The following is a 16192-nucleotide window of genomic DNA, read 5'->3' as shown; positions in this document are numbered from 1 at the left end:
CGCTGTATTCGAACTCAGGGCTTCAGCAGAATTTTGACGGCACCGTCCTGCTTCTTCTGGAAGATGTCGTATGCGTGCGGTGCCTGATCCATCGCCAGCTCGTGCGTAGCGAACGAATCGACGCCCAGGGGGTCGTCGTCGCCGAGAAGCGGGATGATGTCGTCGACCCACCTCTTGACGTTGGCCTGACCCATGCGCACCTGAATCTGCTTGTCGAACAGGGTCATCATCGGCATCGGGTCGGCCATACCGCCGTACACGCCGCTGATCGAGATCGTGCCACCGCGGCGAACGATGTCGATGGCCGAATGCAGCGCGCCGAGGCGATCGAGTCCCGCTTTCTGCATCATGGGCGCAGCGATGGCATCGGGGAGAAGTCCGACGAACTGGTGCGCCAGCTTCCCCACCGGCGATCCGTGTGCTTCCATCCCCACCGCGTCGATCACCGAGTCGGTGCCGCGGCCGTCGGTCATATCCCGAATCGCATCACCCACGGTGCCGCTCAGGCCGCTCAGGTCGATCGTCTCGATTCCCCGGGCCGCCGCACGGGCCAGACGCTCGGGAACGAGGTCGACGGCAATGACCCTCGCGCCCTTGTGCTGCGCGATTCGCGCTGCCATGTCTCCGATCGGTCCGAGCCCGAGAACGGTGACCGACCCGCCGCTGGGAACAGCCGCGTACTCGACGGCCTGCCACGCGGTCGGCAGCACGTCGGACAAGTAGACGAAGCGTGAATCCGGTGGGCCCTCGGGGACCTTGATGTGGGTGAACTGAGCCTGCGGCACCCGCATGTACTCCGCTTGCCCGCCCGGAACTTGACCGTAGAGCTTCGAGTAGCCGAACAGTGCGGCCCCGGTCCCCTGATCGCGTACCTGCGTGGTTTCACACTGCGTGTACAGGCTCGCATCACACATGAAACAGTGTCCGCAGGCGATCTGGAACGGAATGACCACCCGGTCGCCCACTGCCAGATCGCCTGTCTCCGAACCGACTTCCTCGACGATGCCCATGGGCTCGTGACCCAGGATGTCGCCCTCGTCCATGAAGGCACCGAGGGTTTCGTACAGGTGCAGATCCGAGCCGCAGATGTTGGTGGTCGTGATTTTCACGATCGCGTCCGTCGGCTGCTCTATCCGCGGATCGGGAACGGTGTCCACGCTGACTTTTCTCTTGCCTTGCCAGGTCACTGCGCGCATGAGGTCCTTCCGATGGAACAACACCGAACTTCGATGTCGTGCGCAACGGATTGCCGGTCGATTCAGCTCACAAACACATGCACGGACCGCGATTGGTGCTCTCGATGATGGGTAGTCTCAAGTATGACCGCGCTCTTGTCAGTCACCCCGTCCGCTGCACGAACCCCTGTTCTGCCCACCCCGTGCGGGCCGATCTCGGAGGCCGTCGTGAGGTGCCTTACCGCAGGTGAACCGGTCGCCGCCGCGCCCTTGCCTACGCCCGTCGACGTCGATCCCACCTCCCGAGACGTACAGCTCGCACTTCTGATCGCATACGAGTTGCACTACCGCGGTTTCGTTGGTGTGGCAGACGCCTGGGAGTGGAATCCCGATCTGCTCCGCCTGAGAGCAACGCTCGAGTCCGCGTTTCTGGAATACGTGCGGGCGCACGTCGAACCCGGGCACGACGCGACTGCCGAGATGAATGCCCTGTCCGTCGAGGCCACCTCGGGAACCGGGCCGTCGTGGTTTCTGCGCGACGAGGGTTCGTGGGAGCAGATGCGCGAATACTTCGTCCATCGGTCCGTCTACCATCTCAAAGAAGCCGACCCGCACGCCTGGGCCATCCCTCGCTTGACCGGTCAGGCCAAAGCGTCGTACGTGGCAGTCGAATTCGACGAGTACGGCGGCGGAAACGGTGCGCGAGTGCACCAGAATCTCTGGGCAGAATCCATGGTTGCCGCCGACTTGGACTCGACTTACCTCGGCTACGTCGATCGCGTTCCGGCCCAGACCCTGGCCTGGGTGAACCTGATGTCGCTGTTCGGTTTGCACCGAGGACTTCGTGGTGCCACGGTAGGGCATTTCGCTGCCACCGAGATCACGTCGTCCCCGGGTTCACAGCGTTACGTGGATGGGTTGCGAAGATTGCAGGCACCCGCCGCGTGCATCGCGTTCTACGCGGAGCACGTCGAGGCGGACGCAGTGCACGAGCAGGTCCTGCGCCACGATGTGGTGGGCAATCTACTTCGCGACGAACCCGAGCTGGAAGCCGATGTGGTGTTCGGTATGCGCGCACTGGATTTCGTCGAGAACGAGCTTGCCGATCACGTGATGTCGCGTTGGTCCGCCGGCCGGTCGTCGCTGGACTGAACCGGCCGCCTCTTGGCGCGATGACTGGTGTCGCACAGCGGATAATTCTTGCTGCGTCGACACGCGCACAGTGCCACCGCAAACCGATCCGAGCACACTCGCGTGCCGTCGTCCAGGACTATTTCGACAGGACCGTCGACGATGATCGGCCCGCCCTTGACGACACGCACAGTAGTTCGTCTCGTCACCGATCCGGCGGGCGCGTCAGCGGCTTCGACGCCCGTCACCTCACCGTCGGTCGGCACGAACGACCACCAGATCCTCGATGTCTCGCGACTCGTCCAGCACCCCGACATCGTGCAGCCAAGCGGCTCTCTCCGTCATGACGGGTCCGAACGAGATGGATCGGCGTGCTGCCACGGTGACGGTCAAACCTGCACTGCGCAGCATTTGTTCGGTCCGCTCCGGGTCGGAGTACTCCGACTGCACCACCATCAAGGTTCCACCGGGCGCCAGCAGGTCGTACGCGGCCTCACACAGCGGATCCAGCACCACTCGGCCATCGCGGCCGCCATCCCACGCTCGATGCGGACCCTCACCGACGGGCACCGCCTCCGAGGGCACGTACGGCGGATTGCACAGCACCACGTCGAAGGGCTCGAGTGCGGCCGCGTCCGCGAAAGATCCCTGCCGGACATCGACCTCGGCATCGAGAGCCGCCGCATTACGTCGAGCGCACGCCACTGCGAGCGGAGAGATGTCGAACGCGAATACCTCCCGCGCACCCAGCGTGACCGCTGCCAGCGCGACCGCCCCGCTCCCGGTACACATATCGAGCACACGGGCACCTTGCACCACTCCGGATTGCGCCGCCATTTCGCACAGCAACCATGAGTCGTCCTGCGGTGCATAGACTCCGGGATCGGCGTGAATCACATGGGTCGAGGTGAAGGTGTCGAACTCGGCTGTCGTCATCGAGGTGTCCTCTCGGAGATCGTCGTTGGGGACCGCACCATTCCGACCGAATGGCCATCCCGAACGAATGGTCCAGCTGGGCCGAGTGGCCCATCCGGACAGATTGCCGAGCGTGGACTCCACTCGAAGGTGCTCGTTATATGCCCGATTGCGCGTGCCGCAAACCACTGCTTGAAACTCGTCGATTCGGGTAGTCCGCACACAAGCCGCGGTGAAGCAAATGCCGCCTGTCACTGCCGCGTGGCCTGTCAGGTCTACGCCGGCATCGTTGCCCTTGTGGCTCATCGAGGAGATTCTGATGTCGGTTCTGCCGTCTATCGACCCTGTTCCCACCGTCGTCGTCCCGTCGCTCCGCCAGGTGTTTTCGGCACCCACTGCTGGCGTCGGCATCACCGTGACCGTCGTCGGCGGCGCGAGCGTCGTCCGCGTCGCCGGTGCACTAGATCGCCAGGATCTCGGTGTGCTGGCCGAAACTTTGGGCGAAGCGTCGGTCGAGGGATCTCGACTGGTCCTCGATCTGACCGCGGTGGACTCGGTACCCTCCGGCACCGCGTCGATTCTCGACGCCACGTCGATGCACCTGAGCCGGTGGGGCACTCGGCTGTCGGTGGTCGGATCGGTCGAGCTCACCCGAACTCTGGGTGCGGGCGCACCCAGCCGCACCGCATTTCACTCTTCTCTCGACGCCGCTCTCGCTTACGACGAGATGTCGGCTTGACGTCGAGAAGCGTCGACGCCCACCACGATGTCCTGATCCTGGGAGGCGGTAACGCCGGTGTCAGTGCGGCCGCCCGCGCACTTCGGCTGGGGATCAGCGATGTCGCGGTGATCGAACCCCAATCGGTGCACACCTATCAGCCGCTGTTGTCGTACGTCGGCGGCGGTCAGGCTCGACTCCGCGATGCCGAGCGGACTCAACGTTCGGTGATGCCCCGCAGCAGCACCTGGATCCACGACTCGGTCGTGGAGGTGGACCCCCGAGAGAAGGTGGCCACCACCGCGTCCGGACGACGGTACGGCTATCGAGACCTGATCATCGGCACCGGGCTGGTGCCCGACGACGAGGCACTACCCGGAATCGCCGAAGCCGCGAATTCGGATGCGGTGGCGAGCAACTACCTGGGTCTTGCCGAGAAGACCTGGCGGCTGATCTCCACTTTGTCATCGACCGGGGTGGGTGAGAACGCCTCCCGCGCAGCGGCGGTCTTCACCGTGCCGCGGCTACCCGTGGGCTGCACCGGCACCACCCTCAAACCACTGTTTCTGGCCGCCGCGCACTGGCGAGCAACCGGGCAACTCGCGGACATCGACATCACTCTGGTCATCGACCGCGAGGGGCTCCTCGGCGTCCCTGCGCTCGATTCGGTCCTGCGGAGGCATCTCGACGATCTCGGCGTCCGGATAATGGACCGTAGTGCGGTGACCGCGCTGTCCCCGGAGACCGAACAGATCACTGTCACCGATCACCGTGGTGCGCAACAGATCATCGACTACCGGATGCTGCACCTGGTTCCACCGTTCCGCGGGCAGCCGTGGGTGGAGTTGTCGGGCTTGTCCGGGGACGGCCGCCACGGATTGGTCGACATCGACCCCCGAACCCTGCAACACCGCGAGCATCACGAGATCTGGGCGGCCGGTGACGGTGCCGGCATCGACACCGATTCTTCCGGCGGCGGACTGCGGAAACAGATCGCGGTACTGGTCGACAACGTCCTGGCTGCCCGGGCAGGACGAGCGCTGTCGTCCTACGACGGGTACTCGGTGGCACCGGTGACGATCGATGCCCACCGCCTCGTCGCGGCCGAGTTCGACCGGACCGGGACACTGACGCCATCGCTACCGTCGTTTCTCGATCCGCTGAAGGCACGCCGATCCGCGTGGCTCTTCGACCGCTACGGCCTACCACTGAGCTACTGGAACATGATTCTTCGCGGGCGTCTCTAGAGCGGGTCGGCCGTCATTCGCTGTCGGGCACCGACATCAGTCCGTGCGGATCGTCGATGTCCACGTCGTGCCCGTCCTCGCGCAGACCGGCAGCGGCGTCGTCGAACATGCGGCGTGCAACGTCGTCCATGGCACGAACGTGACTCAGGTCAAGGATGATTCGGCCACGGGGGTCGACACCGTCCGCCAGGGTGGCCAGGAAGGATTCGGCTCCGGCAAACCGGAGATCACCTTGCAGTCGCACGATCGTGTCGTCCTCGCTCGTCACTTCTCGAATGGCCGACGCACCACTCGGTGCGACATGCATCATGTGCAGTTCGAGATCTCGGGAGAGACGCTCGAACACGGCAACTCCCCGCACACTGTTTCCGTGTTCGTTCAACCTGGGTGAGAGCACGGCTACCCCCACTTGACCCGGAAGTACGCCGATGATGGCACCGGCGACTCCGCTCTTGGCCGGGATGCCGACTGTGGCCGTCCAACTGCCGGACCCGTCGTACATCCCGCACGTCGACATCACCGACAGCACATGCCTGTTCACCGCGCCGTCGATCAACCGCTCCTCGGTGGCAGGATCGACTCCACCGTTGGCCATCACCGAGGCGATGGTGGCCAGATCGACGCAGTTGACGTCCATCGAGCACTGGCGGGCGTATCCGTCGACCACCTCGGCCGGTTCGACGGCGAGCACTCCTACCGATTTGAGGAGGTGTGCGATCGCCGTGTTGCGATCGTCCGATTCGATCTCGGCTTCGTACACCGCGTTGTTCGTACTCAATTGTCTGCCGGCACAACGGCTGTGCAAATCCCGCACGCGGTCGGCCCGCTCCTGGGCCGAGTTTCCCCGAATCATCGAGTGCACGGCGAGTGCACCGGCATTGATCAGCGGGTTGCGTGGGCGTCCGGTGCTGCGTTCGAGTGAGATCTCGTTGAAGGAATCGCCGGATGGCTCGACGTCGGTGGCCTCGAGCATTCGTTCGAGTCCGTTGTCCTCGAGGGCCACCGCGTACGCGAGGGCCTTCGAGATGGACTGAATGGAGACCTCGGTATCGCAATCGCCTGCCGCGTAGACCGATCCACCGACTGTCGCAAGGGCCACCGCGAAGGTGTCCGGGTCTGCTCGCGCGAGTTCGGCGTTGCCCCCCGCCATCTCCCCGCCGTCGAGTTCTCGGCAATCGTCGAGGACGGATTCGAGGTAGCGGGTGATCGGTGATTGCATTTGTCCACGCTAGCTCGGCGTGGCGGGTGTTCAGTGCTCGCGTTCCGATTTCGTGGTCGATGCGCTCTGAAACATTTCCAGGAAGGATCCGAAGCTCTCGCCATTGGGTGCAGTCTCGTCGCGCGAGCTCTGTGCGGGTCCGACCGCCGCGTCGTCTGGTTCCATGACCCGAATGTTGCCGCTCGAACATGTCAGCACGCCCGGGGGTGATGTCACGATAAAGCAACGATGTATAACGAATGGATAACGCACTCGGGAGACGCTTCGGTCGTGACGCGTAACAGTCGATCGCCGCACGTCTTGGGTTCACGACCTGCCGTATCTCCACGTGCACGATCGGATCGATCGGCAGCGGTACAGTCGGGCCCGACCGAAGGGACGACGTGACGCACGCGACACCCGGACGGCGCACCGTATCGCGTCGATCCTTTCTGACCTCTGTGGTGGCCGGCTCGACGTTGATGCTCGTGACCCGGACCACCGCTGCTGCTGAGCCGGCCGGCATCGACCCCGAACACGTGCTCACCGCGCTCCCCGCCGATTCGAATCTGGTGATTCTCGAGGTGCGAGGTGACGGCACCGTGCACTGCGCGCTACCACGCGCCGAGATCGGGCAGGGTTTGACGACCTCGGTGGCGATGCTGGTGGCAGAGGAGTTGAACCTGTCGCTCGACAAAACCGTCGTAACCCTCTCACCCGGCCGTCAGGAACTCATCGGCAATCACTACACGGGCGGTTCCAACTCCATCCGATCCCTCTGGGAACCGGTTCGATTCACCGCAGCGACGGCGCGGGCTCGGCTGCTCGCCGCAGCATCGAACCGATGGAGCGTAAACGTCGCTGCGCTGAGGATCGTGGACGGTGTCGTGGCAACGCCGGACGGACGGTCGGCGCACTTCGGGGAATTGGCTCCTGCTGCCGCGGCTCCCGAATTGCGCTTCGAAGCGTCGGACCCGAAGCTGGAGGACGATCTTGCCATCGTCGGCACACCCACCACACGACGCGATGCTCGCGCGATCGTCACCGGGCGGCTCACCTACACGCTCGATCTCGACGTGCCCGATGCCTTGCCTGTTGTCGTTCGGCGCCCACCGACGATCAACGGAACCGTCGCCTCGGTGGACGAGGCGGCGTTGCGAGCGATGCCAGGGGTCATCGACGTCGCTGTCGTGCCCACCGGGGTCGCCATCATGGCGCGCACCTTCGGGTATGCACTCGCCGCGAAGGACGCTGCCGTAGTCACTTGGAACGCAAGATCGATCGATGGCGAGTCCACTCGGTCCATCCAGGACAGGCTCCGGCGCAGTACCCCGGCGTTCACCGGTTTCGGTGGGGTGGGCAGACCCGAACTGCCGAGCGAGACGAAACTGAACGTCGACTTCGATTTCGCACCGGTCTCACACGCGGCGATGGAAACTAATTCGGCGGTCGCCGACGTGCGGGCCGATCGCGCGGAGGTCTGGGCATCGATGCAATTGCCCAACTACGCCGGTCAGAAAATCGCACTGGCACTGGGGCTTCCGTTGAATCGAGTCACCACCCACGTGATGAACGGGGGCGGATCGTTCGGCCGAAGGCTGTACTTGGACGGCCCGCTCGAGGCCGCCGTCATCTCCCGCGCACTGGGCAGACCGGTGCGGTTGATGTGGTCACGAGTGGACGACATGCGGCACGGCCGGGCCAGGCCCGCGGTGCACACCAAGTTCGATGCCGTTCTCGCCCGAGGCACGGTGATCTCCTGGGAACAGCGAGTGGCGGCGGTGTGCACCGATTTCGACGGTGGGTTCGGTGACCTCGTCACCGACGCACTGGCTCCGTCCCCGGTGATCTCCCAGACCCTGTTCCACAGCACCCGCGACCCGTACTCGTTCACCGACGCCGGCATCAGGACCCTCGTCGAGGTGCCGGTCGATATGCCCACCGGCAGTTGGCGATCGGTGTTCTCCGGAACGGTGCGTACTGCGGCAGAGAATGGTGGACCGCATTGCCGGCGCTCTCGATACCGATCCGATGGAGCTGCGTGTCGGCGCGGTGGCAAGCGACCGTCACCGTAACGTGCTGCGCACTCTGGCCGCAGAAGGAAACTGGGGTGCCGACCTCGGTCCGGGCCGAGCACAAGGACTGGGTTTTCACGACGAATTCGGCTCCTATGCAGGGTATCTCGTCGAGATCGATGCGCGGGACCCGCAAGCACCCCGCGTGACGAAGGCGGTCATCGTGGTCGACGTGGGACGTGTGATCAACCCGCGCAGCCTCGAGGCACAGATGATCGGCTGCCTGATGGACGGCATTTCGACCACACTCCGGGCCGGTCTGCACTACGAGCAGGGACTGCCCCTGGAGGGCAGCTATTCGCAGTTCCACTACGCCCGCCAGCGCGACTCCCCACCTGACGTCCGCGTGGTGATCATGCCTCCGACCACCGAGACTCCTGGTGGAGCAGGAGAACTGGGAGTACCCGCTGCGGCCGCGGCGGTGGCCAACGCGTACGCACGCGCCACCGACACCGCTCCCACCAGTTTCCCAATCCTGTTCGACGTCGACTTCGACCCGTTCCCGAAATGAGCATCCATGGCTGAACAGAAGTTCGTCGTCAACGGGGCCGCGGTGTCGGTCGACCTACCGGACGACATGCCGTTGCTCTGGGCTCTGCGCGACGAGCTCGGGGTGCGCGGCCCCAAGTACGGGTGCGGCATCGGCGTCTGTCACGCCTGCACGAGCCATCTCGACGGTGAGGAGATACTCCCCTGTGTCACACCGGTGTCCGATGCTGTCGACAAGGAAGTCACGACCATCGAGGGACTGGCGGACGGCGATGTTCTCCATCCGGTCCAACAGGCGTGGATCGATGAGGACGTGTCTCAGTGCGGCTACTGTCAGCCGGGCCAGATCATGGCTGCCGTCGCGCTGTTGAAGCGAATCCCGAACCCGACGGACGCCGATATCGACACCATCGAGAATGTATGTCGGTGCGGCACATACCCGCGAATCCGACGAGCCATCAAAGCAGCCGCGACAACGATGTCGAAGCGCTGATCACGCCAGATCGGTTGTGAACAGCACGACACCCCGCGAACCACAGGTTCGCGGGGTGTCGTGTTCGTGCGTTCTACCCGATTCAGCTCAGTTCGAAGCGATCGAGCATCATGACCTTGTCCCACGCCGCGACGAAGTCCCGGACGAACTTCTCCTTGGCGTCGTCGCAGGCGTACACCTCGGCGAGAGCGCGCAGTTCGGAGTTCGAGCCGAAGACCAGATCGTTGCGGGTTCCGGTCCACTTCTTCTCACCGGTTGCCGCGTCCTTGGCCTCATAAATGCCTTCCTCCGCCGCGGGAATCCACTCGGTACCCATGTCGAGGAGGTTGACGAAGAAGTCGTTGGTGAGCGTGCCGACCTTGTCGGTCAAGACGCCGTGCGTCGACCCCTTGTAGTTCGCTCCGAGCACACGCAGACCGCCGACCAGCACGGTCATTTCCGGTGCACTGAGCGAGAGCAGATTTGCCCGGTCGACCAGGTTGAACTCGGCCGGGAGCTTCTGACCCTTGCCCAGGAAGTTGCGGAAGCCGTCGACCTTGGGCTCCAGATCGGAGAACGAGTCCACGTCGGTCTTCTCCTGCGTCGCATCCATGCGGCCCGGGGTGAACGGGACCGTGATGTCGACCCCGGCGTTCTTGGCGGCCTGCTCGACGGCTGCAACGCCGCCGAGGACGACGAGATCGGCGAACGACACGGTGCCGGAGAACGACTGCTGAATGCCTTCGAGAACGCGAATCACCTGTGCGATCTCGTCGGGCTCGTTGACCTCCCAGCCGGCCTGGGGCTGCAGGCGCAGACGGCCACCGTTGGCACCGCCGCGCTTGTCACTGACGCGGAACGACGATGCAGCCGCCCATGCAGCCGAGATCAGTTGATCCTGGCTCAGTTCGGAACCGAGAATGGCCTGCTTGAGCTCGGCGATCTGCGCCTCACCGATCAGGTCGTGATCGACGGCAGGGATCGGGTCCTGCCAGAGCAGGGGTTCCGCCGGAACCTCGGGACCGAGGTAGCGCGTCACCGGTCCCATGTCGCGGTGGGTGAGCTTGAACCACGCCTTCTGGAATTCTTCCGCCAGCTCCTCGGGATGATCGAGCCAACGACGGGTGATCTGCTCGTAGATCGGATCGACGCGCATCGCGATGTCGGAGGTGAGCATCGACGGGTGGCGACGCTTGGAGGGATCGGCGGGGTCGGGGACGAGGTCCGCGCCTTCGCCGTTCTTCGGGCGCCACTGGTGCGCACCGCCGGGACTCTTGTAGAGCTCCCACTCGAATCCGTACAGCGTCTCGAGGAAGCTGTTGTCCCACTGCGTCGGTGTGGGGGTCCAGATGACTTCGAGGCCACTGGTGATCGCGTCCGCACCGGAGCCGCTCTGGAAGCTGTTCTTCCAGCCGAGGCCCATCTGTTCGATAGGAGCGCCTTCGGGCTCGGCACCGATGTGCGCGTCGGGGTCGGCAGCGCCGTGCGTCTTGCCGAACGTGTGTCCACCGACAGCCAGAGCCGCGGTCTCGATGTCGTTCATGGCCATCCGGCCGAAGGTCTCGCGGATGTCCAGTGCGGACTGCACCGGATCCGGGTTTCCGTTCGGGCCTTCGGGATTGACGTAGATCAGACCCATCTGAACTGCGGCCAGCGGGTTCTCCAGGGTGGTGCGATCACCGTCGTAACGCTCGTCGCCCAGCCAGGTCTGCTCGGGGCCCCAGTAGACGTCCTCGTCCGGCTCCCAGGCGTCGACGCGGCCGCCGGCGAAGCCGTAGGTCGGCAGACCCATGGACTCGATGGCGACGTTACCGGTGAGCACGATGAGGTCGGCCCAGGAGAGCTTGCGGCCGTACTTCTGCTTGACGGGCCAGACCAACCGGCGGGCCTTGTCGAGCGAGGCGTTGTCGGGCCAGCTGTTCAGCGGCGCGAAACGCTGCATACCGGCGCCGGCACCGCCACGGCCGTCCTGCTTGCGGTAGGTACCTGCGGCGTGCCACGCCATGCGAATGAAGAACGGGCCGTAGTGACCGAAGTCGGCAGGCCACCACGGCTGCGAGTTCGTCATCAGGGCTTCGATGTCACGCTTGACCTCGGCGAGGTCGAGAGAGTTGAACTCGGCCGCATAGTCGAAATCCGGACCCATGGGGTCGCCGACTGCCGGGTTCTTCTTGAGGATCTTGAGATTCAGCGACTTCGGCCACCACTCACGGTTGCTACCGCCCTCGACGGGCATCGGCATCGAGTCGTGCATGACCGGACACTTGCCGCCGCCACCCTCCTGCGGCTGATCCTCGTTCATCTCTTTTTCGCGTGTTACGTGGTCTTCAGACACGTGCTTCCTTCCAAGTTATGACGATCGGGCTGTGATCGGTGGTCACGAACTCTGCTGTGTTCGAGACCGGGGAGGGAACTGAACGGGAACCGCCGGCTGCTCACGAGCTGCCGAACACTGTGCGCAAAGGCCCCAGTAGATGACCTCTGCCTCGTCGATCGTGAAACCGACGGAGTCCGATGCCGTGAGACACGGCGTTTCACCGACTGCGCAATCCACATCGGCGATGACGCCGCAGGCGCGGCACACAGCATGGTGGTGATTGTCTCCGACGCGCGATTCGTACCGAGCGGGCGAACCCGCCGGCTCGATCCGCCGAACCAGCCGTGCCACCGTCAGTGCATTGAGGACGTCGTAGACCGTCTGCCGCGACACCTCGGGCAGCATGGATCTCACGAGCCCGAGAACGGTGTCGGTGTCGGCGTGCGGGTTGGACTCGACGACCTCGAGTACCGCGACCCGGGGACGGGTCACGCGCAGGTCGGCAGCGCGCAACTGCTCCACGTGCGGCGAGGTCGGCATCACGGGAGCCAGTATCGTCCAGCTTTCTGGACTAAGTCAAGTGTTCGTTCGAATCCGTCGGGTCACGCCAACGCCAGGAACAGCTTCTCCAGTTCCGCCTCGGTCATCGGCTCCTTCCCGTCCGCGCTCTCGCCCGTCATACATTCGCGCAAGCCGGTGGCCACGATCTTGAAGCCGGCCTTGTCCAGCGCCCTGGATACTGCGGCGAGCTGCGTGACGACGTCCTTGCAATCGCGTCCGTTCTCGATCATTCCGATGACGCCGGCAAGCTGACCGTGCGCTCGCTTGAGCCGGTTCAGTACCAATGCGATGCTGTCTTCGTCGCCGATCATGTCGATCCCCTCGATGGTGGTGGCAATGAAGCCGATGGTACCCCCGGGGGCATTGGGCGGGATTCGACCCGGTACTACCCAACCTTGCGGTCGCCGCCTGCAGTCAGCGCCGACCCTTCCACTGCTTCTCGATACCCCGAAGGACCTCGAGCGTCTGAGCAGAGTCTGCATCGACTGCCATCCGCGACCGAGCACGTTCGAGCGCACGCTCGGCCCGCGCCACCGCTCGATGCCCCGAGTCGGTGGCGTCGACCAGATACTGCTGCCGATTCCGCGGATTGACACTGCGTACCAGCAAGCCCGCATCGACGAGACTGGCGGTAGTCGCGGTGATGCTGGTCCTGTGCCGCACCAACTCTCGCGACAGCGTGCTGTACGACGTCGGTCCGCTTCGGCACACCAGTTCGAGCACCTCGTACCGCGCCCAGCTCAACCCTTGCGCGTCCAGAGCCTCCGCCAACCGCACCCGCGCGGCGGACGCCATCCGCAACACCGTCGACACGATCTCGAACTCGGTCGAATGCACCGGCGAGCCGGCACCGTCGAAGGATTCAGCGAGAGCAGTCATGAGCGTTACTCCCCTATTTGATTTCGGTGAGGACGGTGCCTTGGGTGATGGCGTCGCCTGCGGTGACGGTCAGGCCGGTGATGGTGCCGGCTTTGTGGGCGGTGACGGGGTTTTCCATTTTCATCGCTTCGAGCACCGCGATGAGGTCTCCGGCGGCGACTTCCTGGCCTTCGTCGACGGCGACTTTGACCACGGTGCCCTGCATCGGTGCGGTCACCGCGTCACCGGACGCGGCTCCGGCTCCGGCACCACCACGGGTGCGGGCTTTGGGTTTACGCCGCACCGCACCGGCAGACCCGCCACCGTTGCCGCCGAGGGACAGTTCCCCGGGCAGGGACACCTCGACGCGGCGGCCCCCGACCTCGACGACCACATTCTGCCGCGGCAGCAGCTCCTCGTCGTCGATCGGCTGGCCGGCGGTGAACGGCGGGACCTGGTTGTCCCATTCGGTTTCGATCCACCGGGTGTGCACCTCGAAGGACTCCCCGTCGCCGATGAACGCGGGATCGGAGACCACCGCAGCGTGGAACGGAATCACCGTCGCCAACCCTTCGACGGTGAATTCGGCCAACGCTCGACGGGACCGAGCGAGGGCTTGTTCGCGGGTGGCGCCGGTGACGATCAGCTTGGCGAGCATCGAATCGAACTGGCCCCCGATCACGCTGCCGGATTCGACACCGGAATCGACGCGCACTCCCGGACCCGACGGCGCGGTGAAGGTGGTGACCGGGCCGGGGGCGGGCAGGAACCCACGGCCGGCGTCTTCGCCGTTGATCCGGAACTCGAACGAATGCCCCCGCGGCTCGGGATCTTCGGTGATCGACAGTTCTTCGCCGTTGGCGATGCGGAACTGCTGCAGCACCAGGTCGATGCCGGAGGTTTCCTCGGTGACGGGGTGCTCGACCTGCAGGCGGGTGTTCACTTCCAGGAACGACACCAACCCGTCTTGGCCGACGAGGTATTCCACCGTGCCGGCGCCGTAGTAGCCGGCTTCGAGGCAGATGGCTTTGGCGGAGGAGTGGATTTCTTTGCGTTGGCCCTCGGTGAGGAACGGGGCGGGGGCTTCTTCGACGAGTTTCTGGAAGCGGCGCTGCAGGGAGCAGTCGCGGGTGCCGGCGACAATGACGTTGCCGTGCTGGTCGGCGATGACCTGGGCTTCGACGTGGCGGGGTTTGTCGAGGTAGCGTTCGACGAAGCATTCCCCCCGCCCGAACGCCGCGACCGCTTCGCGGGTGGCCGAATCGAACAGTTCGGGGATCTCCTCGCGGGTGCGGGCCACTTTCATGCCGCGGCCACCGCCACCGAACGCGGCTTTGATCGCGATCGGCAGGCCGTGTTCGTCGACGAACGCCAGGATTTCGTTCGCGTCTTTCACCGGTTCGGAGGTGCCCGGGACGGAGGGGGCTTTCGCGCGGGCGGCGATGTGGCGGGCGGTGACCTTGTCGCCGAGGTCGCGGATCGACTGCGGGGACGGGCCGATCCAGATCAGGCCGGCGTCGAGCACGGCTTGGGCGAAGTCGGCGTTCTCGGAGAGGAATCCGTAGCCGGGGTGGATGGCGTCGGCCCCGGACTTGGCGGCGGCGTCCAAGATTTTGTCGATCACCAGATACGACTCCGCCGAGGATTGCCCACCGAGGGCGAATGCTTCATCGGCCAGGCGGACGAACGGGGCATCGGCGTCGGGCTCGGCGTAGACAGCGACACTGCCCAACCCGGCATCAGCAGCCGCCCGGATCACCCGCACCGCGATCTCACCACGATTGGCAACAAGAACCTTGGTGATCTTCCGATGAGAATTGGAGGTGGTCATAGTTGTCGAGTTCCTTCACTGGCCGTATCGGGCATTGACGAAAAGGGCTGGGGCACTGGCAAGTCCGTAGCGATGCAGATCCTCGGGGCGACCCCACAGATCGATCGGTGCCGAGATGTCCTCGGCCACCGACGACTGCGCGGCAGTCAGAACCGCAACGACAGCGGCGATGTCGGTGTCGGTCGGAGATCCCCGAAACAGCCAATCACCAACGGCAGCAACATGATTCGCGTTGCTCACTGCAACATGATTCGCTTCGCCGCTCATAGGGGAATGTTTCCGTGTTTCTTGGGGGGCAGGGTCACTTGTTTGCGTTCGAGCAGACGCAGCGCGGTCACGATCTGCCCGCGGGTGTGACTGGGCGGGATCACCGCATCGAGATACCCGCGTTCGGCCGCGACATACGGGTTGACGAGGGTGTCCTCGTACTCCTGCTGCAACTCGAGGCGCAACGCATCGACGTCCTCACCGTTCTTCGCGGCGTCGAGAAGTTTCTTGCGGTACACGAACCCGACCGCACCCGAGGCGCCCATCACCGCGATCTGCGCCGTCGGCCACGCCAAATTCACATCCGCACCCATGTGCTTGGACCCCATCACGTCGTACGCCCCGCCATAGGCTTTGCGGGTGATGACGGTGATCTTCCCGACCGTCGCCTCCCCGTACGCGTACAACAGTTTCGCGCCGCGCCGGATGATGCCGTTGAACTCCTGCCCCGTCCCGGGCAGGAACCCCGGCACATCGACCAGGGTGATGATCGGAACGTTGAAACAATCACACGTGCGCACGAACCGCGCCGCCTTCTCCGAGGCATCGATATCCAATGTGCCCGCGAACTGGGTGGGCTGATTGGCCACGATCCCCACCGACCGGCCATCGACCCGCCCGAACCCGACGATGATGTTGCGGGCCCGCCCCTCCTGGACTTCGAGGAATTCGTCGTCGTCGAGGATCCGGCGGATCACCTCGTGCATGTCGTAGGGGGTGTTCGGTGAATCCGGGATCAACGTGTCGAGCTCGAGGTCCTCCGCGGTCAGATTGTCCTCGATCGCCCCGACGATCGGATCCGACGCCGCCGTCCGCGGGGCATCGGCCCGATTGTTCGACGGAAGATACGACAGCAGGTCCCGCACGTAGTCGAGGGCGTCGTGCTCACCGGAGGCGACGTAATGCGCCACCCCGGACTTCTCCATGTGGGTGTGCGC

Annotated in this window: 17 protein-coding genes; 6 read left to right on the top strand and 11 right to left on the bottom strand. The window is 64.7% G+C overall.

What is annotated here, in order from left to right:
- Window positions 1–14: 14 nt before the first annotated feature.
- Window positions 15–1196: a zinc-dependent alcohol dehydrogenase gene (locus tag ACIGGF_RS15975; RefSeq protein WP_397522218.1), complete on the bottom strand. Its 1182-nt coding sequence runs from the start codon at window positions 1194–1196 to the stop codon at window positions 15–17.
- Window positions 1197–1319: 123 nt separating this feature from the next.
- On the opposite strand from ACIGGF_RS15975, the gene ACIGGF_RS15970 reads away from it, so the two are divergent.
- The gene (locus ACIGGF_RS15970; protein ID WP_397522217.1) at window positions 1320–2327 is read left to right on the top strand and encodes an iron-containing redox enzyme family protein; all 1008 of its coding nucleotides are present in this window, start codon (window positions 1320–1322) and stop codon (window positions 2325–2327) included.
- Here ACIGGF_RS15970 and ACIGGF_RS15965 read toward each other — a convergent pair.
- Together ACIGGF_RS15965 and ACIGGF_RS15960 are read right to left on the bottom strand one after the other, a co-directional pair.
- Window positions 2282–2572 (bottom strand): CDGSH iron-sulfur domain-containing protein, encoded by a 291-nt coding sequence (locus ACIGGF_RS15965; protein ID WP_397522216.1) that lies wholly within the window; start codon window positions 2570–2572, stop codon window positions 2282–2284. The genes ACIGGF_RS15970 and ACIGGF_RS15965 overlap by 46 nt on opposite strands.
- Window positions 2556–3242 (bottom strand): HemK2/MTQ2 family protein methyltransferase, encoded by a 687-nt coding sequence (locus ACIGGF_RS15960; protein ID WP_397522215.1) that lies wholly within the window; start codon window positions 3240–3242, stop codon window positions 2556–2558. The genes ACIGGF_RS15965 and ACIGGF_RS15960 overlap by 17 nt, the downstream gene beginning before the upstream one ends.
- Window positions 3243–3510: 268 nt before the next feature.
- Here ACIGGF_RS15960 and ACIGGF_RS15955 point away from each other — a divergent pair, with 268 nt between their 5' ends.
- Window positions 3511–3960: an STAS domain-containing protein gene (locus tag ACIGGF_RS15955; protein WP_397522214.1), complete on the top strand. Its 450-nt coding sequence runs from the start codon at window positions 3511–3513 to the stop codon at window positions 3958–3960.
- Complete coding sequence (locus ACIGGF_RS15950; protein ID WP_397522213.1) at window positions 3957–5186, top strand: NAD(P)/FAD-dependent oxidoreductase; 1230 nt, start codon at window positions 3957–3959, stop codon at window positions 5184–5186. The genes ACIGGF_RS15955 and ACIGGF_RS15950 overlap by 4 nt, the downstream gene beginning before the upstream one ends.
- A 13-nt stretch (window positions 5187–5199) precedes the next feature.
- Here the strand turns inward: ACIGGF_RS15950 and glsA are convergent, their stop codons facing one another.
- On the bottom strand, window positions 5200–6405 hold the full coding sequence (gene glsA, locus ACIGGF_RS15945; RefSeq protein ID WP_397522212.1) for a glutaminase A: 1206 nt from the start codon (window positions 6403–6405) through the stop codon (window positions 5200–5202).
- 383 nt (window positions 6406–6788) lie between these two features.
- Between glsA and ACIGGF_RS15940 the strand changes: the two genes are divergently transcribed.
- Genes ACIGGF_RS15940 through ACIGGF_RS15930 form a run of 3 tightly spaced genes read left to right on the top strand, consistent with a single transcriptional unit; the run spans window position 6789 to window position 9441 of the window.
- Window positions 6789–8459, top strand: coding sequence for a molybdopterin cofactor-binding domain-containing protein (locus ACIGGF_RS15940; protein ID WP_397522211.1), 1671 nt, complete (start codon window positions 6789–6791; stop codon window positions 8457–8459).
- A complete protein-coding gene (locus ACIGGF_RS15935; RefSeq protein WP_397522210.1) occupies window positions 8377–8970 on the top strand; it encodes a molybdopterin cofactor-binding domain-containing protein in 594 nt (197 codons plus the stop codon). The genes ACIGGF_RS15940 and ACIGGF_RS15935 overlap by 83 nt, the downstream gene beginning before the upstream one ends.
- Before the next feature lie 6 nt (window positions 8971–8976).
- Window positions 8977–9441 (top strand): (2Fe-2S)-binding protein, encoded by a 465-nt coding sequence (locus ACIGGF_RS15930; RefSeq protein ID WP_397522209.1) that lies wholly within the window; start codon window positions 8977–8979, stop codon window positions 9439–9441.
- Between the two features lie 82 nt (window positions 9442–9523).
- Here ACIGGF_RS15930 and katG read toward each other — a convergent pair whose 3' ends face one another.
- The 7 genes from katG to ACIGGF_RS15895 form a co-directional block, all read right to left on the bottom strand.
- A complete protein-coding gene (gene katG, locus ACIGGF_RS15925) occupies window positions 9524–11755 on the bottom strand; it encodes a catalase/peroxidase HPI (protein WP_397522208.1) in 2232 nt (743 codons plus the stop codon).
- A gap of 42 nt (window positions 11756–11797) precedes the next feature.
- On the bottom strand, window positions 11798–12277 hold the full coding sequence (locus ACIGGF_RS15920; protein WP_397522324.1) for a Fur family transcriptional regulator: 480 nt from the start codon (window positions 12275–12277) through the stop codon (window positions 11798–11800).
- Between the two features lie 62 nt (window positions 12278–12339).
- Window positions 12340–12609: a metal-sensitive transcriptional regulator gene (locus ACIGGF_RS15915; RefSeq protein ID WP_397522207.1), complete on the bottom strand. Its 270-nt coding sequence runs from the start codon at window positions 12607–12609 to the stop codon at window positions 12340–12342.
- Window positions 12610–12712: 103 nt separating this feature from the next.
- Window positions 12713–13177: a MarR family transcriptional regulator gene (locus ACIGGF_RS15910; RefSeq protein ID WP_397522206.1), complete on the bottom strand. Its 465-nt coding sequence runs from the start codon at window positions 13175–13177 to the stop codon at window positions 12713–12715.
- Window positions 13178–13190: 13 nt separating this feature from the next.
- Window positions 13191–14987, bottom strand: coding sequence for an acetyl/propionyl/methylcrotonyl-CoA carboxylase subunit alpha (locus ACIGGF_RS15905; protein WP_397522205.1), 1797 nt, complete (start codon window positions 14985–14987; stop codon window positions 13191–13193).
- Between the two features lie 15 nt (window positions 14988–15002).
- Window positions 15003–15227, bottom strand: coding sequence for an acyl-CoA carboxylase epsilon subunit (locus ACIGGF_RS15900; RefSeq protein WP_397522204.1), 225 nt, complete (start codon window positions 15225–15227; stop codon window positions 15003–15005).
- A 23-nt stretch (window positions 15228–15250) separates the two neighbouring features.
- The coding region (locus ACIGGF_RS15895) for an acyl-CoA carboxylase subunit beta (protein ID WP_397522203.1) at window positions 15251–16192 on the bottom strand (942 nt) is incomplete at its 5' end.

This window comes from Rhodococcus sp. NPDC078407 (assembly GCF_044542515.1).
GTDB lineage: Bacteria > Actinomycetota > Actinomycetes > Mycobacteriales > Mycobacteriaceae > Rhodococcoides.
Note: the sequence above shows the minus strand (reverse complement) of the source record. Positions and strands in the feature narration are given on the sequence as shown.